At 45.0% G+C, this 22,477-nt stretch carries 19 protein-coding genes and 1 pseudogene; 8 read left to right on the top strand and 12 right to left on the bottom strand.

Features of this window, described 5'->3' with window-relative positions; translation table 11 throughout:
• Nucleotides 1-33: 33 nt before the first annotated feature.
• Both ACKPCE_RS09445 and ACKPCE_RS09440 read right to left on the bottom strand, forming a co-directional pair.
• Nucleotides 34-1,341, bottom strand: coding sequence for an acetylxylan esterase (locus ACKPCE_RS09445; RefSeq protein WP_407654962.1), 1,308 nt, complete (start codon nt 1,339-1,341; stop codon nt 34-36).
• 101 nt (nt 1,342-1,442) lie between these two features.
• Complete coding sequence (locus ACKPCE_RS09440) at nt 1,443-2,327, bottom strand: prolyl oligopeptidase family serine peptidase (RefSeq protein WP_319504985.1); 885 nt, start codon at nt 2,325-2,327, stop codon at nt 1,443-1,445.
• Between the two features lie 217 nt (nt 2,328-2,544).
• Between ACKPCE_RS09440 and ACKPCE_RS09435 the strand changes: the two genes are divergently transcribed.
• On the top strand, nt 2,545-3,642 hold the full coding sequence (locus tag ACKPCE_RS09435) for an esterase (protein WP_319504984.1): 1,098 nt from the start codon (nt 2,545-2,547) through the stop codon (nt 3,640-3,642).
• A 37-nt stretch (nt 3,643-3,679) separates the two neighbouring features.
• Nucleotides 3,680-6,019, top strand: a complete 2,340-nt coding sequence (locus ACKPCE_RS09430; protein ID WP_319504983.1) for a beta-galactosidase — start codon at nt 3,680-3,682, stop codon at nt 6,017-6,019.
• Here ACKPCE_RS09430 and ACKPCE_RS09425 read toward each other — a convergent pair.
• From ACKPCE_RS09425 to ACKPCE_RS09405, 5 genes are all read right to left on the bottom strand, one after another.
• Nucleotides 6,016-7,941: a sialate O-acetylesterase gene (locus ACKPCE_RS09425; protein WP_319504982.1), complete on the bottom strand. Its 1,926-nt coding sequence runs from the start codon at nt 7,939-7,941 to the stop codon at nt 6,016-6,018. The two genes, ACKPCE_RS09430 and ACKPCE_RS09425, sit on opposite strands and share 4 nt — an antisense overlap.
• A 124-nt stretch (nt 7,942-8,065) precedes the next feature.
• Nucleotides 8,066-9,004: a metallophosphoesterase family protein gene (locus tag ACKPCE_RS09420; RefSeq protein WP_319504981.1), complete on the bottom strand. Its 939-nt coding sequence runs from the start codon at nt 9,002-9,004 to the stop codon at nt 8,066-8,068.
• A 41-nt stretch (nt 9,005-9,045) separates the two neighbouring features.
• A complete protein-coding gene (locus tag ACKPCE_RS09415) occupies nt 9,046-10,515 on the bottom strand; it encodes a SusD/RagB family nutrient-binding outer membrane lipoprotein (RefSeq protein WP_319504980.1) in 1,470 nt (489 codons plus the stop codon).
• Between the two features lie 19 nt (nt 10,516-10,534).
• Nucleotides 10,535-13,681, bottom strand: a complete 3,147-nt coding sequence (locus ACKPCE_RS09410; protein WP_319504979.1) for a SusC/RagA family TonB-linked outer membrane protein — start codon at nt 13,679-13,681, stop codon at nt 10,535-10,537.
• An 11-nt stretch (nt 13,682-13,692) separates the two neighbouring features.
• On the bottom strand, nt 13,693-14,235 hold the full coding sequence (locus ACKPCE_RS09405) for a hypothetical protein (RefSeq protein ID WP_277639629.1): 543 nt from the start codon (nt 14,233-14,235) through the stop codon (nt 13,693-13,695).
• Between the two features lie 200 nt (nt 14,236-14,435).
• On the opposite strand from ACKPCE_RS09405, the gene ACKPCE_RS09400 reads away from it, so the two are divergent.
• The 6 genes and pseudogenes from ACKPCE_RS09400 (at nt 14,436) to ACKPCE_RS09375 (ending at nt 17,273) form a co-directional block, all read left to right on the top strand.
• Nucleotides 14,436-15,071 (top strand): type IV toxin-antitoxin system AbiEi family antitoxin domain-containing protein, encoded by a 636-nt coding sequence (locus tag ACKPCE_RS09400; RefSeq protein ID WP_276962628.1) that lies wholly within the window; start codon nt 14,436-14,438, stop codon nt 15,069-15,071.
• Nucleotides 15,068-15,889 (top strand): nucleotidyl transferase AbiEii/AbiGii toxin family protein, encoded by an 822-nt coding sequence (locus ACKPCE_RS09395; protein ID WP_319504978.1) that lies wholly within the window; start codon nt 15,068-15,070, stop codon nt 15,887-15,889. The genes ACKPCE_RS09400 and ACKPCE_RS09395 overlap by 4 nt, the downstream gene beginning before the upstream one ends.
• A 78-nt stretch (nt 15,890-15,967) precedes the next feature.
• Nucleotides 15,968-16,288, top strand: coding sequence for a helix-turn-helix domain-containing protein (locus tag ACKPCE_RS09390; RefSeq protein ID WP_319504977.1), 321 nt, complete (start codon nt 15,968-15,970; stop codon nt 16,286-16,288).
• Between the two features lie 12 nt (nt 16,289-16,300).
• Nucleotides 16,301-16,426, top strand: a pseudogene (locus tag ACKPCE_RS09385) (hypothetical protein); the annotation flags it as partial.
• A gap of 42 nt (nt 16,427-16,468) precedes the next feature.
• Complete coding sequence (locus ACKPCE_RS09380; protein ID WP_319504976.1) at nt 16,469-16,909, top strand: hypothetical protein; 441 nt, start codon at nt 16,469-16,471, stop codon at nt 16,907-16,909.
• Nucleotides 16,797-17,273, top strand: a complete 477-nt coding sequence (locus ACKPCE_RS09375; RefSeq protein ID WP_319504975.1) for a HipA domain-containing protein — start codon at nt 16,797-16,799, stop codon at nt 17,271-17,273. Before ACKPCE_RS09380 ends, ACKPCE_RS09375 begins: the two co-directional genes overlap by 113 nt.
• 28 nt (nt 17,274-17,301) lie before the next feature.
• On the opposite strand, the gene ACKPCE_RS09370 is transcribed toward ACKPCE_RS09375, so the two are convergent.
• The 5 genes from ACKPCE_RS09370 to ACKPCE_RS09350 form a co-directional block, all read right to left on the bottom strand.
• The gene (locus tag ACKPCE_RS09370; protein WP_319504974.1) at nt 17,302-18,348 is read right to left on the bottom strand and encodes a linear amide C-N hydrolase; all 1,047 of its coding nucleotides are present in this window, start codon (nt 18,346-18,348) and stop codon (nt 17,302-17,304) included.
• A 370-nt stretch (nt 18,349-18,718) separates the two neighbouring features.
• Nucleotides 18,719-19,369: a sugar transferase gene (locus ACKPCE_RS09365; protein ID WP_319504973.1), complete on the bottom strand. Its 651-nt coding sequence runs from the start codon at nt 19,367-19,369 to the stop codon at nt 18,719-18,721.
• A gap of 226 nt (nt 19,370-19,595) precedes the next feature.
• Nucleotides 19,596-20,516 carry a transketolase family protein gene (locus ACKPCE_RS09360; RefSeq protein ID WP_319504972.1) on the bottom strand — a complete coding sequence of 307 codons (921 nt, stop codon included), beginning with the start codon at nt 20,514-20,516 and terminating at the stop codon, nt 19,596-19,598.
• Between the two features lie 8 nt (nt 20,517-20,524).
• Complete coding sequence (locus ACKPCE_RS09355) at nt 20,525-21,541, bottom strand: transketolase (protein ID WP_319504971.1); 1,017 nt, start codon at nt 21,539-21,541, stop codon at nt 20,525-20,527.
• Complete coding sequence (locus ACKPCE_RS09350; RefSeq protein ID WP_319504970.1) at nt 21,541-22,473, bottom strand: aldo/keto reductase; 933 nt, start codon at nt 22,471-22,473, stop codon at nt 21,541-21,543. Before ACKPCE_RS09350 ends, ACKPCE_RS09355 begins: the two co-directional genes overlap by 1 nt.
• Between the last annotated feature and the right edge of the window lie 4 nt (nt 22,474-22,477).

Below are 22,477 nucleotides of genomic sequence, written 5' to 3'. Positions count from 1 at the left end.
TGGGGAGCTTTCTTATAACTATAAAAGAGTCAATCATTTTATGTGCTTTTTTATCCAAAGCATGTGCCCATATTCCGTATCATCAGATGTCCAGTGTTCATTAATGGGAGTAATCAATGCCTCCTTGGGTGCCTGAATCAGGTTGTACACCCGATAACTGGTTGTGGGCGGACACACATCATCATTAAATCCCCAAGTGAGATACGTGTTGCAACGAACAAATCGTGCAAAGTTCACCACATCATAATAAGCCAGCGTCTTCACCTTTTCCGGAGTCAGCATGTTTCTCATGCGGTTAAAATGCGGATACCCTCCGGTACCCCACAGGTAGCCCGCCATGTCACTCAGAGCCGGATGATTGGCCACACACGCCGTTACACGCTCATCCAGTCCCGCCGTTACAAGCGCCAGTGCACCTCCCTGACTACCACCCTGAGCAATCACATTCTTTCCATCCCATTCGGGTAGCGAAGTCAGGAAATCAACCGCACGCACACAAGCCAGATACACCCGCTTCATATAATAATTATCTTTATCGTCCAAGTTATTGGTCAGATACCCATTCTCCGCCCCGTTGAAAGCGCGGCTCACCTCAGCAAACTCATCCTCACTCATCTCAGGATTCAAACCATGAATCTCCATCTCCAGGCGTATTAAACCATTCTGAGCATAATAAATACGTTTCATGGGTTCTTTGATTGTCTTGATTCCGGCACCCGGCGGACAAATTACCACCGGATACTTACCGGGCTTCACCGGCATGGTAAGATAACCGTATACCGCCTGCTTCTTGTTATTCACATACAGCTTTACCAAGTAACAATTCACCTCATCCGAACTGTACTTTTCTACTTTCTTCATGGTAAACGTCAGCGGATACTGAGCCAGTTCCTCCTTAGCCCTTTTCCAGAACTCCGTAAAATCGGCCGGCAATTGAGTATACGGTTTCAGCTTCTCGGGTGAGAATCCCACCTTCACATGATGTTTGTACGTCTTGCCATCAGCCACAGCAGTCAGCCTGCAATCCAAAAATCCAGGCTCCTTCATCGTACCCAATGCAATGACCCCTCTACCATTTTTCAGTACCAACTTTCCCTTGTCATGAGCAGGCAGCATGTCATATCCCAGCTCATAACTCACCTCCACATCTCTCGGAATGCCATATTTGTAAAACTGTATTTCCACCTTAGCCTTCTCCCCTGTTCGGTAGAGCCAATCGGCCTTGTCGGGCACAGTTACCCAAAGCACATCACTCCGGTAAGGATAATTTTCGGCACGGGCCAACGTTACAAACTGGATACCTACAAAAAGTAATAAAAGCAAGCGCATTCTCTGTGTCATAATTACATCTGATAAATGGTTATTATTAGCATACGCTTACAAATATAAAACATAAATGAAAGAACCAACAGAAACTCCGACTAAAAAGTGTAATGATGCCCCTATTTGCTTTGCTTCACAAAGAACTCCGCCATCTTTTTGAAAGTAGCCTCATTGAAAGTCACCGGACCGTGCTGACCACCGGGAACAGAGATAAACTCCTCCAACAAGCCCTTTGCTTTCAATGCATCAGAGAAATAAATACTCTGGCAATTAGGCACTACCGTGTCGGCATCTCCATGAATCACCAAGAACTTCGGATCCTTCACATCCAGATAAGTCATCGGATTAAGCAACGCCAACATCTCCGGATGATCGGCCGGTGCACCACCTATCAGAGCAGCCTCGGGTGAATCGGCACCCTTCGTGGTGTTGCAATTCTCCATGCGCGTCATGTCAATGGGGCCAAACCAGTCGACCACCGCATCTACATCACTGCTAAAAGAACCGTATGCTCCCACACTGCCCTCTATATCTACCGTAGTACGGCCCACCGTATAAGCTTTCACCCCATTGGTTGCCCCTGCCAGTGCCGACAGATGACCGCCCGATGAGAAACCGGTGATACCGATAAACGACGCATCAATTTTGTATTTCTCCGCATTGGCACGTATGAAGCGTATGGCCGCCTTCACATCATTAATCTGTGCCGGGAATTTGGCATCTCCACTCGACCGGTGATTGATGCTTATCACTGCAAAACCACTCTCAAGCAACGGCTTCCCCATGGCCTGAAAAGCCATCTGCTTCATGTTATTGGCAAACCACGCACTACCGTAAATCAGCACCACCGCTTTGTAAGCAGGCTGGTTGGTGGTCGGCAGCACAATGTCCAGTTTGTGTCCTTCTAAATCATCATCGGCATAACTAACATTCGTCCATTGCGTTTGCGCAAAAGAACCGGCACATATAAAAAGAGCCGCAAAAATCAGGATAAAGTTTTTCATTCTTCTTTAGTTAACATGTTATTTTATTCCTCAAATGTACTCATCTTCCCGCAAACCGCTACCACCTCATGATACAAATCTTTGTGGTGAAGATACAGATTTGCTCCGTTAAGGCGTAAATAAACGGTAAAACGGGCCACTGACAAAAAGAAGTTCATTTCGTATTAAAAAAAGATGTATTTTTGTAGAAATACAACCTAATATTATTTATGATATCATGAAAAAACATCTGTTATTATTTTGTCTACTCCTCGCATGCGGCATGCTCCATGCTCAGGATATGAGTGTATTAACCTCTCCCGTTATTAATCCGAACGGCACCATCACCTTTCGCATCAAAGCACCTGCTGCCCAACGGGTGGAAGTGAGAGGCCAATTCATGTCGGGCACCGCACCGTTAATCAAAGGAACCGATGGGATATGGAGCGTTACCCTTCCATCACCCACAGCCGACATCTATCCCTACAACCTGATCATCGACGGAGTGGAAGTAGCCGATCCCGGTAACCCCCACATCTTCCCCAATGAAACCTTCAAGGCCAGTCTGCTCGAAATCCCCTATCCCAACGCACTCTACACCGTCAACCCCGTGCCTCACGGCAAAGTGCAGTATGGCATCTATCAATCGCACGTGTTGAATCAATACCGCAACGTACTGGTCTACACCCCTGCAGAGTACGACCAAAACCCAACGAAGAAATACCCCGTGTTCTACCTCATCAGCGGTACCACCGATACCGAAGAAACTTGGTTCAAGGTAGGACGCGCCAACACCATACTCGACAACCTCATTGCCCGTCAGCAAGCAGAGCCCATGATCATCGTCATGCCCTACGGCTACATGAACACCGGCGTCACACCCGGACCGTCGACCATGGCCGCAGCCGAGAAATATGTCACCTTCGCTCAAGAGCTTACAGCGTGTGTCATGCCCTTTGTTGAACAGAACTACCGAACCATCAACGATCGCGACCACCGCGCCATAGCCGGTTTCTCACGTGGAGGCGGACAAGCCATGTTCACCGCCCTGCAGCATCCGGACAAGTTTGCCTGGTTAGCTTCCTACAGCGCATACCTCACCCCCGAATGCATGGACAAATACTTCCCTAACCTCGTGAAAGACGCCAACAGCTTCAAGATGTTGTGGCTCGGTGTAGGAACCAGTGACTTCCTCTACCAAGGAGTGATCGACAACCTCAACTACTTCAAGACAAAAGACATTCGGCACCAACAAGTAATCCGTGAAGGCAGCCACACCTGGATGCACGCCCGCTTCTGCCTGGCCGAAACCCTCAAGAAAATGTTCCAAAAGTAACGTTCCTGAAATCTTTTACTGCAAAAAAGAAATAAAGATGAAAGCACTCCTATTTAGCATTGCCCTCACCACCGCTACCCTTAGCGCACAAGCACAACACCTATACGAGCTCACTGCTCCCTCCACACCGAAAGTCATTCACCGCGGACACCTCCAACTGGGAGGCAGTAACCCCTCCGGCGATAACATCGACGTGAACAGCTACTACATGAGCATCAACGGCACGCCCACCATTCCCGTCATGGGAGAGTTCCATTACTGCCGTTACCCCGAAGCACAGTGGGAAGAAGAAATCTGTAAGATGAAAGCCGGTGGCATCACCGTCATTCCCACCTACATCTTCTGGGCCCTCCACGAAGAAGAGGAAGGCGTATTCAACTGGGAAGGCAACCGCAACCTGCGCCGGTTTGTTCAGCTTTGCCAGAAACACCACATGCCCGTCATCGTCCGCATCGGCCCCTTCTGTCACGGTGAAATCCGTAACGGCGGACTACCCGACTGGCTCTTTGCCAAACCACTCGAAGTACGCTCCAACGACGTCAATTACCTGAAATACGTCAAACGCCTCTACGAGCAGATCGCCCGCCAACTCGAAGGACTCTATTTCAAAGATAACGGCCCCGTCATCGGCTGCCAGATCGAAAACGAACACCAACATTCCGCTGCTCCCTGGGCCATTACCTATCCCGGAGAAGACCCCGACCACACCACCGCCACCTACGATGCCAGCATCACCATGGTAGGCGTCAGTGTGCAAGACAAAGCCATCACCCGCGCTGAACTGGGCAACATACACATGCGCACACTGAAGAAAATGGCCGAAGAAGCCGGTATCATCACCCCCCTCTACACCGCTACCGGCTGGGGCAACGCAGCTGTCATCGGCAACGAAGCTCTACCCGTCACTGCCGCCTACACCTACCCCTTCTGGGCCAAGCCAGGCATGTCACCTTTCTGCCGTTTCAAGAACATACAACTCGAGCCCGACTACTCCCCCGTGCGCTACCAAACAGATCAGTTCCCGTCGTTCTGTGCTGAGATGGGCGTGGGCATTCAGATGATTTACAAACGCCGCCCCGTAGTACCTGCACAGTCGGCCGAAGCCCTCATGGTACGTACCCTCGGTAGCGGCGCCAACGGCATCGGCTACTACATGTACCACGGCGGCTCCACCCCCAAACAAAAAGGAGGCATCACTTCCTTCCAAGACGAACCCATGGGCATGCCCAAAATATCTTACGACTTCCAAGCCCCTATCGGAGAATTCGGACTGGAAGGCAAGATGTTCCGCAACCTACGCCTGCTGCATAGCTTCCTGGCCGACTTCTCGCACCTACTCGCCCCTATGGAAGTCGTACTGCCCGATAACTACCGCCAAATCATCCCCGACAACCGCGAGGACCTACGCTACTGCGCACGCATCAAAGACAACAGCGGCTTCCTCTTTATGGTCAACTACCAAGACCATGACACCGCACGCATCACCCAAGGCAATCTTGCACTGAAGCTCCACCTGCAAGGAGAAACCCTACGCATACCCGACCAAGGCACTATCCAGCTACTGAAAGACGAAAGCGTGATACTCCCCTTCAACCTCCCCATGGGGGCACTCACGTTGAAGTACGCTACCGCCCAGCTGCTCATGAAGTTTGACGACCGCGGAACAGAACACTACATCTTCTTTGCTCCCGAAGGCATGTCTCCCCAATACCTGTTCAACCCGGCAACCACCCGTGGCAAACACCTCTTCACCCCACAACCCGGGCTCAACAGCACCTTCCGTGTTACCGGACGCAACGGCAAGAGCATACTCGTGACCACCCTCACCCGCCAGCAAGCACTCAACAGCAGCAAGGTACACGGCAAACTCCTCATCACCCACGCCACCGTGCTACCAGGGGAAACAGACATCCACCTACTTAGCATGGAGCAGCCCCAGGCCGACTACATACTCTACCCCTCCCGAGCAGGCTGGAAGAAACAGACCGCCCGTGTGCAACCGGTTACCCCCGCCTACACCTATCAGAAAGTAGGAGCCCGCCGCCTCACCGTACACTTCCCTGACAGTGTGGCCTCCCCACAAGTACAAGAATATTTCTTGGAAATTGATTATACAGGCGATGTAGCCATGGCATTTATGCAGAACCTCCTCGTACAAGATCATTTTTACTACGGAGAGCCATGGACCATCGGATTGAAAAGATACCGCGAACAGCTGAAGCAAGAAAACCTGAGCTTCTACTTCCGCCCCCTAAAAGAAAAGGCCCCCTTCTTGATGGACCTACCTAAACAAGCCGTACCCGATTTCTCCAAAGGCTCAGTTTGCCGGATCAATCGGGTACGTATTATTCCTCAATATAAAATCAAAGTCGATTAACGCTTGAACAGATGCGGTATAAATTCATTCAAACACCTGCGCCAGGTTAGCCATTCGTGTGCCGTGCCCTGAGACACATACTCAGTCAGATTGATATTCATGTCGCGCAGAGACTTCACCAAAGCCGCTGTGCCCATGTTTTCTTCCGTGCCGCTACCCAGGAAAAGATAGTTCACCTTCTTATTGAACGCCTTGGCATCCGCAAACACACCGTTGAATGCATCCTTCACATTCAGTCCGAAGATAGCACCGCTGAAAGCACCGATGTACGAGAACTTATCCAAGTTCGTCAGCGTAATGTCAAACGTCTGCTTGCCACCCCATGACAAACCCGCCATGGCCCTGTTTTCACGATCCGTATACGTACGGAACGTTTTGTCAATCATCGGAATCAAATCCTGTACCATCAGCGTGGCAAACGAAGCACCGTATAAATTACGTTCGGCATTGGCATCCTTGTTGGGGCGCGGACGGAAGCCCACTTCCACATCACCGCTTTCCATCACCACAATCATCGGCACACACTTACCTTGGGCAATCTGGTTATCCAAGATGTTGTACATATACCCCTGCGTAGACCATCCCGTTTCATCCTCACCCATACCGTGTTGTAAGTAAAGCACCGGATAACGCTTCTTCGTATTCTTTTCATATTCGGCCGGTGTATACACTACACAACGGCGGAACTTCTGCTGGCTTTCCGAGAAATAAGTCACCGTACGCACCTGTCCGTGAGGCACATTCTGCGTCCGATAATAATCTCCCTCCTTGCCTTCGGGTACCTCGATGCCACTTGCCATGCGGCTACAGCCAAAGAACGTGTTACTCATCGGGTCAATCACAGAGAAACCGTCCACCAGCAAGAAATAATAGTGGAACCCCACCACCAACTTATCCGTTTTAGCACTCCACCAGCCCTTTTCATCCTTCAGCATATCATAACGCTTGCCGCACACATCCACCTGCAAACGCTTCACATCGGGAGCAAACAGACGAAAGTAAGCACGGTTATCCTGGTCCAGACGAGGGAAATCACAACCGTGCATGTTAGTCGACGCCGGCACCGTACGCTCCATGAGCTCCTCTGCTGTAGGTAAGCCAACACCCAGCAACTTCAGCGCCTGTGCCGCATACCGTTGACCGAATATACGATACCCAGCCGCATCAAAATGCAAATGATCGAACGCACAGCTTAGTCCGGCCGACGAAATCACGTAACTGTTCGGAATCACCTCCGGCAGCGTAGCAATGATCGGATTCATCGAAGCACACGTCCCCCCATGATCCGCATTCACCACCTCACCGGCAATCAACGGCACATCCTGCCCATGCAGATTCAAGTCCGCCAATAAATTATCGTACACATCCTTCACCTTCAACGGCCATTCCTTTTCACCCGTGTTCGACTCACCCTGGTGCATCAAAATCCCCTTGATCACCCCGTCCTTCTGAGCTAGCTTCGCCATCTCCACCAGTCGGGCATACGGATCATCATCATACGCCTTCAGCATCCCCTTCATCCACTCGGGTGCAGTTTTTATGTATTCCTTGTACTTATCCTTCTGAAACAACTCGATGCGGCAACCACCAATGGCTACGTGCACCACCCCCACCCGTACATTCTCGGGCAGATTCTCCACCATCGTACGGCCAAAATAATCGGCAGGTCCCAGTCCCGTACCCTTACGGCATAGCGGTGCCCTTGCCGGATACCATTTTCCTTTCAACCGTCCCACCTCACTGTTATCCACAGCAGATAAAACCTGGAAACGCGGATTCACAACAGTGTCTTGCGCCTCATAACGGGCATTGCCCTCCATGTTCGACTGACCGAAACAAAGGTAAATGTAAAAATTAGGATCTTGCGCAAAAGACCCCACGCTCAGTAGCAGAGCGCAACATGCGATAAATAACTTTTTCATTCTTCTTTTTGATTAGACATAAGTATTTTACAGCTCCAAAAGTATCCATAAAAACCGGATCATCCGTTTATTCATGATACAAATACTTTTAGTGACGTTACATACTACTGTCTAATCAAAGAAACTACTCCGTTCCGTGCAACGTTCTGATGTGCGTGCTCATCTCCCCATTCCCGTTGATTTCAATCACCCGCGCACCCTTCTCCAGTATGCCGTACGAGAGGAATCCTGTTTTTCTCCCGTAACATAACTTGATACCCGCCAGGGAACCTACAAAATCATTGTTGTGATCATGCCCCACAAAAGTAGCCTTCACATTCTGCTGCTGCATGAAAGCAAAAAACAGCCCACTGTTCAGCAACGGCGAACACACCTTTTCCGATGTATTTCCCACTGTATTCTTCTGCAAGCGCACATACTCATATTCCGGAACAGGAATGTGGAAGAAAGCCAGAGCCGGCACGTTCCGTTTGTTTTTCACGGCACTCCGGTTGCTTTCCGTCACAAACCAGTCCACCTGACTTTTCTTTATCCAATCATAATACCCCAGCGTTGAGTCGTTGGTATACGCATGAGAGTCAAACAGAAAAAGATTCCAAGCCGTAGCATCCTCCTTTTCGTTTCTGACGGGCAACACACAGTTGCCCACCCCCTCTACTCCGCCGCCGGCGTTTGTCGTTACGTTATACGGCCTCTTTGCTATGAAAGCCAACAAATCCGTTGTAGGCAAATCCGTTTCCGTATCGTGGTTGCCAAACGTCACCGCAAAAGGAATCTTGCGCAACTCCACAGGAGCCAGCACACGCTTCCAGCCTTCCAGCGCATCCTTTGAAACCACCACATCACCGGTAAACACCACCAAGTCGGGCTTCTCAGCATCAAGCACCGCATTCATAACCAACAGCGTACTATCGTTTTTCACCTCGTACTTGCCGCCCACACTCCAGTGAACATCCGTAAACTGAACTATCTTAAAATTCCCCTTGTGCAATTTCAGCACAGGCCTGCCCGCATGCAGCAGCAGAGAGGAGAAAAGAAAACACAAAAAAAACACTTTCTTCATTTTCGCCATTTATTTATATACTGCAAACATAACCTTTTGAATTATTTCAGCCACCACGTTGCATCAGTTATTTTTTCCTGTCCGCCAAACTGACTCTGCAAAGCCTCCTGCACATGAGTCGCATTGTTGTTGTATTCAGCCAAAGGATACATCCAGCGTTTGGGTACCTCCACTCCCTGCAACCTTCTGAAAGCCGGGTAGCCCGTTCTCAAGTGTTCAAAGAAAGGAGTCCACATCCCCTGAAAGAAAGAAGCGATATACTTTTGTTCAACGATCCGCTTTATCTTCTGTTCCGCATCCGGAGCCGCTGCCAAAGCCACCTTTTCAGACCCGATGTAATTCAGTGCAGCAGCCTCCGTCAGGTAACCCGCATACGCAGGCACATAGGTCTCATAAAACTTAAACGAAGCCTTAATCGCCTCATTGTAATGAGTGGCGGCATCGCCCGTTATCCATCCGCGAACCATAGCCTCCGCCAAGATCAGCTCCTGTTCACCATACCCCATTAAAATCTGCGGTTCATTGGTTGCACTGCTGTAAAAGCGAGCGTGCGGCTTCGAAATATTACCGGCCACAGCCTTCAGGTTAACCGTAGCATAAGGAGCCGCCGGATCCCCCCCGTCATAAGCCGTGAAATCATCCACAGCCAATCCCTTATCCTGCGCATTCTTGGTTTGCGTGCAGAAAGTGAACAAACGTGGGTCTTTCTTTTCGGCCAACAAAGCAATAAAAGTAGAATCCATGTACATGCCCGATCCAAATGAGCTACTGTTAAATTGCGGATAACGGTTACCTTCCTGATCAATGTACACCAACTGCGCATTATCGGCAGCCGAAGTCATCAACGGAGAAGCAGTGGCAATCGAAGCAAAACGCTGCTTAATGTCAGTCCCCGCATCACCTGCTCTTTTCGAAAGCGTCAATAACACCTTCAGACGAAACGCATTGATGGTTTTCCGCCAGCTCATCAAGTTACCATCAAAAATAATATCTCCCTCCAAAGCATCCTTTTCCGCCTGCAACAACTCATCAGCCGTCTGCAACTCGGCCAGAATGCCATTGAACACATCCTTCTGGGCATCATAAGCCGGAGCATACACACCCTCGCTCTCTCCCTTCAACGCTTCCGAATACGGAATATCGCCGAAAGTCAAGGTTAACTTGTAAAAATACCACGCACGAAAGAAATGAGCCAACGCCACATACCCCTTTGCATCAATACTTTCGGCCTCCTCCTGCATCTTATTCACATTTTTAAGACTCGAATAATGAGAAAAAGAACCGCGCGTCCATTTATAAAACTGCTCACTACTCTCACCGTCCGACTGCACCAAGTATTTAGCAGCATACAATGGCGAAGTTGAATTCTCGCTAAAAGCACTCCAGCACACATTAGTCAGCAACAGCTGCGGGTGCGTTTCAACCACATTATTAGGATCCGTATTCATATCTCCGAAATTACTGCATGCAGACACCAGGATGAATACCAGTAAATAGCATATTTTTTTCATTTGAATTCCTTGTTATTGTTTAAAATTTAGCTGTAGCACTGATGCCTATGTAGCGTGAAGAAGGGTCCTGCAAGTCACCGTCAGTCGGTCCGAAGTCGGGATCCAGGTAAGGCATTTTCTTCAAAACGAACAGATTATTGCCGAACAAAGTCACGTCAAGTCCTTTGAAGTGCTTCTTTCCAATCACGTTTGTCAGGTCATACGATACCGAAATTCTGCGCAGCTTCAGGAAACTACGTTTAAACGTATTGGCAAACTCCTCACTCTCCTCTTCCGTCACCGCTGCCCGGTACGGATAATTCTGACACCACGTCTGCCAGCTCACCGCCGTCGTATTCTCTTTATACGTGCGCGAGTCCGACGTAACATGACCGTTCACATCACGAACCAGCTCTCCACCGGTCACCACTACCCCTTGAGGCACATAAACCGGCTTACCCGCTGCATATTCGGCATCACGCCACGTAACAGAATTGGGGTGCTTACCGGCCCACCACATTTTTTGGTGCGTAGTTGAAATCAGCGTTCCGCCTATCGCTCCGTCAAAGTCCACGTTCACCCTGAATTTATCAATCTTAAATACATTCTGAAAGCCAAAACGAACATCCGGGTCCGCATTGCCTACTTTGGCCACATAACTATCCTTTATCGGCATACCGTTGGCACCCAGAATCAGTTTTCCATCGGCACTTTTCTGCCACACCGTAGCATAAATGGCATCCATGCGGTCGCCCACCTTCAAATTACCATATTTAGCCATATCGCCATACACCTCGGTCAACTTGCGGATGCTTGTAGTCCAGTTAGTCGTCAAACTCCACGAAAACTTTTTTCTTTTAATCGGCACAACACCCAGCACCAACTCCAATCCATTTGTTTTGCTCACGTTTCCGTTTACCTTACGAGAAGTATATCCCGACGCCTCGGATATGGGTAAGTCAATAATTTGATTCTCATCAACCACATGATAATAAGTCAGCTCCAGACTGGCCCTATTGTTGGCAAATGAAGTCGCCAGACCCGCCTCATAAGACGTCGTTTTTTGCGGTTTGATATCCGAATTCTTTAAGGCAGAAGGATAACTGACCGACGGAGTGGCACCATAAAGCGTACTGTTTGAATACGTTGACACAATGCTATACGGATCCAGATCACTCGAAACCACCGCCCATGAAGCATGCGCCTTCAAATAGTCAATGTATTTAGGCAGTTTAATGTATTCAGATAAAAGAGTACTTACCGCTACCGACGGATAGAAATACGAGTTATTCCCCTTGGGCAATGTTGACGACCAGTCGTTACGTCCCGTCACCGTTAAGAAAAACGCATTGTACACATCCAGATTAGCCGTTCCGTACACACTATTGATAGCCTTCTCCTGAAGCTTGTTAGTAGCTGTTACCGGTCCCTGACTGTTGCTCAGGTTATAAACCCGTGGCACAATCAGTCCGTCGGTCGACTGATATTCCGATTGATAACGCCTGTAGAAAGAAGAAATCCCCCCGTTCACAGTCAAAGCCAGATTACGCGAAAACGCATGCGAGTAAGTGGCAAGCACATCGGCATCCACATTCAGCTGCCTCGTATTCCAATCCTTGTAATCACCATTGCGTGAGTCGCCATAATTCATATACGACTTGGGCACATTCATATCCTCAAACAACGTTTGCGAGCGTGCCGAAGTACGTCCCTGAATAGAAAACTCAGGCGTCACATCCCATATCACCTTAGCCTGTCCGTTCAGTACATCCCTGTTGTGCTCCTGCGTAAATTCATAAGCCATGAAATAAGGATTGTTGTACCATGCATAATTATAGTTCGCCTGCACATACCCCTCCTTATCGGGTCTGTACATGTGTTTCTTCAGCTCCCTGATATCCACATCATCACTCATCCATAACATGATGGTGTACATGTGGTTTTTGGGTCCGTATCCATAGCGCGGATAATTAGGCGAGTACACCTTATTATAAGACAAATTCAGAGTAAACTTCAGGTTGTTACTCAAATCATAATCATGATTGAAAGTAATGCCACCCGTATTCACACTGGTGTTGGGCACCTGCCCCTTTTGATTCGCATAATTACCCGACACAAAAGTGTTTGACGACTTCCCTTTGTGCGCAACGGAGAAATTGGCTTTCGTAATAATCCCCGTCCGCATAAACTCCTTCAGGTTATCGTGTTGCTCAAACGCAATGGGCACCCGTTCGTAAAGCGAACGATCATCATACACAGAACCCTTCACATTACCCCACCAGTCAATCGTCTCCCCCGTCGCCTTATTCCGGATCGGGCTATTCCACTGTTTAACCAGTAAACCGGGCACAAACTTAGGTCCCCACGTCATGTCACCGTCAGATATCCCCCCGTCGGCTCCATCCCAGAACTCATACTTCCCTTCCGATCCGCTACCATACTGATTTTGCGTTTCAGGGAAAACCGTGAAACCGGCAGATACCATTGACGAAAGAGACACAGCCACTTCCAGTCCCTCCTTCTTCGCCTTCTTGGTCATGATCAAAATCGCCCCGTTTTTACCCCTCGAGCCATACAAAGCCGATGCCGAAGTACCCTTCAACACATTGATACTCTCAACATCCTCATTCGGAATATCGAACATATCAGATTCAATGGGAATACCATCAACCACAATCAGCGGTGTTTTTCCACGAAGCGAAAAAGAAGGAGCCTGAAACAATCCCGTCGGATTGGTTACATTCAAACCCGCTATCTGCCCGGACAACGCATTTCCCAGGTTAAGCGAGTGCGACTCTTCTATTGTCTGCGCTTGAAGCTGCTGCGTAGTATACCCCAGTTTCTTTTTTTGCTGCTTAATACCTACGGCAGTTACCACCACCTCATCAAGCTCCGTCAACAAATCACTCATCACCACATCCACATACGTGCGGTTTCCAAGTTCAATCTTCTGACTATTCATTCCTACGAAAGAAAACTCCAGCGTAGCACGCGGAGGAACCGAAATGGCATACTGTCCCTCCAGTCCCGTAACCACCATTACATCCTTATCCAATACCTTTACCGTTACCCCCGGAATGGCACTTCCCTGCCTATCTTTCACCGTGCCCTTCACTAAAATCTGAGCAGAAAGCAATGAAGAACCCAGGAATAAAACGTTTACTAAAAAAAACAATTTCAATTTCATGTTTTCCGAATTTAATAAATACTTTTCACCTTTACCCTTTTGAAAAGACAAATAAGATTAGACTGGTCTTTTTTATTTTTCTGCAACTCGTTTTCGAAAGACTCCGTTTGTTCAGTGTCAACAGCCGCCAGAGCCACCTGTAATACGTGCGTAAAATCCTGCTCCGCCTGAGCTCTCTCCAGCGTCTTTTCCTTCACACATTTCTTCAGGTACTTCTCAATGGCAACAACCGATTTGTAAATTTCCGGCTTCAATAACACCGTACGCGTCTGAGGATCACCCGGCACCACCTCCTCTTTTCTGAAATAAGCCTCCTTCATGCACTGTAGCATGCAGCCCACTTTATTGCCCAGAAAATGTTCAGTATTACGCATATCCTCATCACTGAATGATTCTCGAAAACCGGAAAGAAATTCCCAGCTGTTACCCACTTCACTGACCCTGACAACAGGTCTTTTTTCCATGTTGATGGCCAAGGCTTTATCATTTTGAGCACTGACAGACAGATAACCCAAAAATAAAGCCACCGATACTAATAAATAAACCTTGCTCATATCCTTTGCTTTTTTATTTTGCAAAGAGACAGAAACGAAATTTCAGACTGATTAAGGATTGGTTACATTATTTATACTCTTTTCCTATCCGCAGAAGATATCCGCATGAAGTGCCCATTAACGACAAAATTTGCATAGATAATTAGAAAAAATCTAATTAAGTATGCAAATAATTACTATATTTGCGAAAATGTTTATTTATGTCCATGGAAATAAACCTCAAACAGTTCGGAAATGTACCCGTAAATGCAGATGTTATAACATCTTTATTGAAAGGATACAATGCCCCGCTTCAAAAACTAATGAATATGGAGCGACAAGGTGATCTGATACGCATCAAGCGTGGTATTTATGTCGTTGCGCCCAAAATCTCCGGTAAAAAACTATCTTCCGGGCTTATAGCCAATCATCTCTATGGTCGTTCATACGTATCCATGCAAACCGCCCTTCGTGAATACGGTTTAATTCCGGAACGGGTTTTCTCCATAAAGTCTATGACCACCGAGCGTTCAAGACGAATAGAAACCACGTTAGGTGAATTTGTGTACGTGCAGTGCCCACCAAAATATTACAGTATAGGTGTTACCATATACACCGAGGAAGGAGTAAGCTACATGATAGCCTCTCCCGAAAAAGCCCTTTGTGATTTGGTTATATCAACGCCTAATCTTAATTTGCGGTTTCTCACTTCCACGGAACAATATCTTGAAGAAGACATCCGCTTTGATATGGATGCCTTAAAGAAGATGAATTCCTCTATATTCCGTGAATGTGCTCAAATCGGCCGGAAGAAAACATCATTGCTAAACATCGCCAAATTGATAGAAAAAAAATGAATATATACGAACAGATGCTTGCTCGATACAAGAGCAACACACTTATAGATGAACGAAATGCATCCTATGAAGTGATGCAACAGATTACACTTTCGGGACTTTATCGCGGAGGTTTCTTTCAACGTGCAGCCTTTTATGGCGGTACTTGCTTGAGAATATTTCATGGATTAGGCAGATTCAGTGAAGACATGGACTTCTCTCTTCTAGCTCCCGATACCAATTTCAATTTTGAATCCTATTTTCCCGCAATTATCAAAGAGTTTGAGGCTGCCGGACGTATAGTAGAAATCAAGAAAAAGGACAAGCAAAACTTCGGCAAAGTAGAGTCAGCATTCTTAAAGGACAATACTAATGTTTACGACGTATCCTTTCAAACAGAGAAATGCACCAAGATAAAGATTGAAGTAGATACCCAACCTCCATTGCATTTTTCCACTGAGCAGAAGTTATTACTTCAACCATTCTCATTTATGACAAGATGCTATACATTATCTGACCTTTTTGCAGGAAAAATGCACGCATTAGTTTTCCGTTCCTGGAAACATAGAGTAAAAGGTCGTGATTGGTATGATTTTGAATGGTACGTGCGCAACGGTATCAAACTGAACTTTGCACATTTACAGGAACGTATTCTGCAATTCAATGGAAAAGTGATGTCGAAAGAGGAATTTATGGGAATTCTCAAGGAACATCTTGCCACAACCAACATGAATCAAGTGAAAGCCGATGTCGAAGATTTCGTCATTAATCGTCAAGAGCTGGCTATCTGGTCAAATGAATATTTCCTGCAAATCTCAGATATGATACAATTTGAATAAAGCCCCACCTAACCATAAATATATTTATTTTTATCTCTATTATTTCCACATAACCATAAATTTATTTATCTTTGCTATATGGATGATCAAAATAACATATTAGCATTGTCTAATGCGGAAATAGTCATGCAATTGGGCAAGCGTTTTAAAGAATACCGCCTGTCTTGTCAGCTTACTCAACAAGAAGCAGCAAACAAGGCCGGAATAAGTGTGGTGACATTACGCCAATTCGAAAACGGAAAAATGTATAATATCACCATGAACAATTTTTTGGGGTTGCTCCGGGCAGTAGATTGTCTGGATCACGTAGAAGAACTTCTGCCGGAAATACCTGTTTCACCATATGCTATGCAACAAATTATCAAAAATAAGCCTAAGAGAGTAAGACATGCAAAATAACATTGTCTTCCAATCATAGGTCATAAAGACAAGCTTTATCAAGGACTTCCCCCTTTTATAGCCGATTCCCTACCTGACAGATGGGGTAACAAAGTCTTTGAGCAATGGGCAGCCCAGAACCATATTCCCCTAAGACAATTATCGCCTGTTGATAAATTATCATTCATTGGAAAAAGAGGCATGGGTGCGCTTGAGTATGCACCGGCTACCGCTGGTTTCGAAACATCCTCCTCCGTACAAATTGACAGCCTATATCAACTAGCCAAAAAACTGTTTCAGGAAAGAGAAAAAGCTATCGTGCTTTCAGGAGAAGCACTCAATCTCCAAAGCTTGTATGAAGTAGGTACATCTGCAGGTGGTCAACATCCTAAAGCCATCATTGCTATTAACCGTGAAACAGGAGATATACGTTCCGGACAAGTAGCATTGCCTCCGGACTACACCTATTATATCTTGAAATTTGCCGAGAGTGATGATTTTCCTTTCACCAATGTAGAAATGGCTTATTATGAGATGGCACTATCCCGATGCTACCAGCTACGAGGAACTATTTACCACCTGCCGCCTACTGAACATACCGGCCATAGAAATCTCAGAACAATACCGCCGCATGGTGTTTAATGTGATAGCTGCCAATGTTGACGACCATATTAAAAACTTCTCATTCATGATGGATGAAAAAGCGGCTTGGCATATCACTCCTGCCTACGACCTGACCTTCACTACCCATTTGAATGGAGCAGCTTATGAGAATGGCCATTCGTTGACTATTCTTGGCAAGAGTCGAAATATCACTGTTCATGACCTTACTCAATTCGCCAAAGAAAACAGTATCAAAAACGAACAAAAGATAATTTCTGAAGTAGTACTTGCCGTCAGCCATTTCCACGAATACGCTTTAAAACACCATGTGCCCCCCTATTGGGCAGAAAGAATAGATCATCATTTAAGGCACTTATGTAAACAGATAGGTCTCCACTTGTAACAACCCCACCTATTCAACTCCTATTTGTTTAGATACCTAAAAAAACAAAAGGCTTGCTCGGTTTAAAAGAAGCATTAACCACCCCATTGTAAGTTGCAAAATTACTCAAGTCAAGTTTCATTATTTTCCCTTTCTTCTCACTTAGATCAAATCCCTTCAAATCTACCCAGAAAGTGCTGGGAGTTAACACTGTTTCAAAGAAATAGATTTGATTCTTATGATCGGCCACCGAGCGCCATCGTGTTGATGAAATATTAGGTTCTGTCTCGGAAGAAATGCCAAACGGTACGGAACAATTGCGAATAACACTAAAAACACTGGCTATTGAAGTACGCACATCGTCTGTTTGAGGAATCGCATGTATGTAATAAGAAGCCCTGACAAAACGATCAGCCGCACGGTTGGTCCCCGGAAGCATCACCGTGCCCGGAATCCCTTTCCAATATTCATCTAATGCAAGTTGCTTTTCAAAGATGGGAGAATTCGTCATTACAATGTAAGTTGGGTCATGATGAATCACCAGCTTACCGTTTATGTATTCAAAGATGGCATTATCACCATCCGCATCGGATAGAGACAGATGCAAAGTCGTAAATTTATCTGTTCCGGGAATATAATCACTGACTACCAAGAACGGTTCATTCTTCATGTAACCGACGGCCTCTTTCACAGTGGCAAAATTATCTAACATATATTGCGCCCAGAGTGAAATGGCCAAACCCTGCTTTCCTCCTTGCGGATCGAAACGAGGATACTCCGATTCTGCCAACCATAACACATTCGCTACCAACCCCTTTTCATTCATACCATCGGCAGTGGCAATATCCCAGGCACTGGCAATGACACTGCCATACCTCGACGTCCATTTTACAGAAAGCGGCCCCACCTGTCCGTCTCTACTTATACCTCTGGGAAAAACCCACAGATTGGCATCAATCTCAGTTTTCCAATCCATAGAACGAGCTGTCAGCACAGTGTTATGCGGACCTTTATATACCACACGGGTACAAGCTTCACTTTGATTAGCAACACTAACAATCCCTGCAAGAAAAAGTAAAAAATAAATTCTTTTCATAATGACTTATATTTAAGAGTTAACCCATACAATGGGTAACAAATCAACTGTTTAGTTGTTCAAATTATATTGCTGATTGAAATGGATTAAATAGTGAGTTGACTTATTGATTTATTTGTTGGCGTAGGGACAAAAAAAATCTGCCTGGCTTTGTATCGGTTGATACAAAACCAGGCAGATTTACTACAAGGAATGTGTTTGCTTAAAGTATGCTATTAAAAAGCGATTAAAGGTAGTTCCATAGAAAAATCGATTCTGAATATTTACAAGCTATTTAGCAGATATCCTGTTATCAGTGGGATTGCAAATACAATATAAATAACAATAGAATCGGAAACGCAGCAAAAACTGTATCCGTAGAATGTGAAATCTACTTATGAAATATAAAATTGTATATTTTGTTAATAACACCCATAATCGTATTAAAAAATAAATAACAATCAGTGGAAAATGAAACCTGTTTTGCGTATTTAACTCGTAGTTCATTCTTCCTTTTTAATACATTTCTTTCATACATATCATCAGCATTTCCTACCCCTACGACTTCATCTAGGTTAATAAATTCAATGCTACTGAAATCCGTAATTCCAGGACGAACTTCTAGTATAAGTTTCTCTTCGCCATCATACATATTGACATATTGCAACAATTCAGGTCTTGGTCCGATAAAGCTCATCGTGCCTCGCAAAATATTAAATAGTTGAGGAATTTCATCCAACTTTGTCTTACGTAAGAAATTTCCAACTTTAGTAATACGAGGATCATTGAGGGCCGTCGTTCCACCACCAATCTTATCAGCATTTTTAACCATAGATCGAAATTTATAGATATGAAAAGGTTTATTCTTGTAACCACCTCTGAGTGGTGAGTAGATTATAGGGAAACCACTTTCAAACGCTATAAATAATGCAATAATCACATACACTGGCCATAAAAGGAGAAGTAGAATTAATGCAAGAATAAAGCCAATAATAGGTTTGATGATTCGATTGTAAGAACCATCATATTTTTCGATTTTCATATTGTTTTTCTTATTTACAAACAACAACTATTCTTTCAAGATTACTAATATCCAAGCGACTATAATTGATTCATTTCTTATACCCGTTCTATGTGGCTAAATAATAAGATTACTTATATTATAAATGGGCTGTACTATTAAGGTCACTGTAAAAAAAAGAGCTGCCCGCTAGTATTACGACACTGGAGAATACACTAACTATGCGGACAGCTAATCAAATCGAAAATTACTTATTCAAAGTTTCAAGAATCTGTTTTGCTATAGCTGGGCCATCAATACCATATTGCTGACGTAAATATTTCTGATTTCCAACTTTGATTGAATATGCATCATGAATACCTATTCGTAAAAGTGTCGATTTATGGCGTTTTTCTGCCATAACTTCTGCAACAGCACTACCAAAACCTCCTATAATATTATGCTCTTCACAAGTTGCAATTAAATCCACTTCATCTGCAATCTTCTCGATGACTTCTCGATCAATTGGCTTAACGGTAGGGAATGTATAAACAACAGGAATAATGCCATGTGATTTCAAAACCTCTTCAGCACTTTCAATTTCCTCAAAAATTGCACCTGTCGAGAAAATCGCAATTTTCTCTCCATCGTGAATTTTTATAGCTTTACCAATTTGAAAATTATCAATGTGGTCATGAATACGATTCTCTCCTCCACGACCTAAACGCAAATAAACTGTTCCTGGATATGTAGCAATTGCCTTAGTGGCTTCCTCTGCTTCGACAATATCTCCGGGACACACAACTGCTACATCTGGCAAAGCACGAAGAATAGCAATGTCCTCAGTTGCTTGATGACTCATACCCAAAGAACCATATACAAAACCACCACCAACACAAACTACCTTAACATTAGCTTTGTGGTAAGCACAATCGTTACGAATCTGCTCTAGGCAACGAAGAGTTGGAAAATTCCCAATAGAATAGGTAAACACAGTCTTACCTTCAAGAGCCATACCGGCTGCAATACCAGTCATATTCTGTTCTGCAATCCCTGCGTTGGTAAATTGATCTGGACATTGCTCCCAATAAGGTTTTAAAACTCCAAAACCAAGATCCCCAGTGATGAGTTCAATATTCTTGTTTTCTTTTGCAATTTCGACAAGAATTTTTACAAATGCATCTCTCATTGTTTACTTTACTTTTCATTATTAATGTAATGCTCACGACCTCCAGCACCTGGAGTTGCCTCTACTCGACGCATCTGCTCAGGATAACTTGTATCCCAAGTATAGCTGAAAGTGTGATCATTGCCTATGTCATCCTTATCAGTTGGCAATACTGGATTATCAATACCATAAGGTGTATAAGGATCCTGAATATTTTCTGGCTTGGTTGCATAAAGCTCGGCTACAGCACCATCATACTCCCATCCTTTATGAGGAAAACGGTAATGCCAAAGAATATCATTCTGCATAAATGAAACACCATATCCTTTAACAGTATTCGCAATGATAATAGTAGGCTTATGAGACGATTCTTGCGCCATTCCCTTTGCAGACTCAAAAGCACGTTTCAAATCATCGTGATTGTTGCCATCTATCTCAATAACATTCCATCCAAACGCTTTCCACTTATCATAGAAATTCTCTATTCCTAGAGTATTTTCATTGAAATCAAGACTCTGCATATGATTATGGTCAACAATAGCTACAATATTATTAACACGGAAATGGTTAGCAAATAAGGCAGCTTCCCAAACAGATCCTTCATTACATTCTCCATCACCAAGAACAACATACACATTCTCTTTACGCCCACTTTTTTTCAGTGCATAAGCCATACCTACACCAGCAGAAAGGCCATGACCAAGGGAACCTGTAGAGAAATCCACACCAGGAAGATGATGAGATACATGGCCACTTAAACGGGAACCGTTAGCATAATGTGTCTTCAATTCCTCAACTGGAAAAAAACCACTCTCAGCTAATGCTGCATAGATACTTGCGCCAGCATGCCCTTTGCTCAAGATGAAACGATCACGCCCCTCCCATTTGGGTTTAGAAGGCTCATAGTTAATTACATCAGAATAAAGAACAGCCACAATATCTGCTACCGACATAATAGCACCAATATGCGAACCACCCGAAAGATGAGTCATTTCTACAGCATGACGTCTGATCAGCCATGCCAATTGTTCACTTGTCTTCTTCATTATTTTGAAATCTCATTAAGTATTATAATTTCTTCAGGAGTTAACTCCCATCCAATAGCCTCACAGTTGCCAAGTATCTGTGCAGGTCGTTTAGCCCCAACCAATACAACAGAATCTTTAAGGTAGTCAAGAATAAAGCGTATAGCAACGGCAGCGATAGAGACTCCATGAGATACAGCAATAGGACGCATAGCATCAACAATATCCAGATTCTTCGTTAACTTCTCACCATGGAAGTTAACATATATGTCACGACTTCTACGATCATCATTACCGAACATTGCATTTCTGTCATACTTTCCTGTCAGAATACCTTGACCAAGACTACCCCAAGTCAAAGGATTCAGCTGCATTAAAGAAGCAATTTCAGTAAGATCTCCTTCAAACTTTCTGCATGCCAAGGAGTACTCATCCTGACAATTTACGAACATGCCCTTATAAGGGAGCAATTCGAGTAAACCTTCCTCATGTATGTTTGAAAGACCAAAGTATCTAACCTTACCCTCCTCTCTGAGTTTCACAAGAGTATCAATAACTTCCTCTATTGGAGTATTATCACGATAATGGATAGTGTAAATATCCAGATAATTTGTGTTTAATCGTTGAAGCGTTCCTTCAAGTGCTTCTCGAATATAAGCAGATGAATTATCATAAACAGTCTTTCCTCCACTAAAACGGACGCCAAACTTAGATTCTATTACAACGTCTTTTCGTTTTGAGCCAAGTCCTTTTGCCAAAGTTTTTTCTGATTGACCTAAACCGTATGTATCTGCCGTATCAAAGAAATTAATGCCATTATCTACAGCAGCATTGATTGCATCCAAGAGTTCCTGTTCCTGAGCATTTCCCCAACCATAACCTCCCATTGGACAACCTCCCATACAGATACGTGAAACCTTAAGATCGGAGTTCTTTAATTCTATATATTCCATAATT

This window comes from Bacteroides graminisolvens, assembly GCF_963666085.1.
Taxonomy (GTDB): Bacteria; Bacteroidota; Bacteroidia; order Bacteroidales; family Bacteroidaceae; genus Bacteroides; species Bacteroides graminisolvens.
Note: the sequence above shows the minus strand (reverse complement) of the source record. Positions and strands in the feature narration are given on the sequence as shown.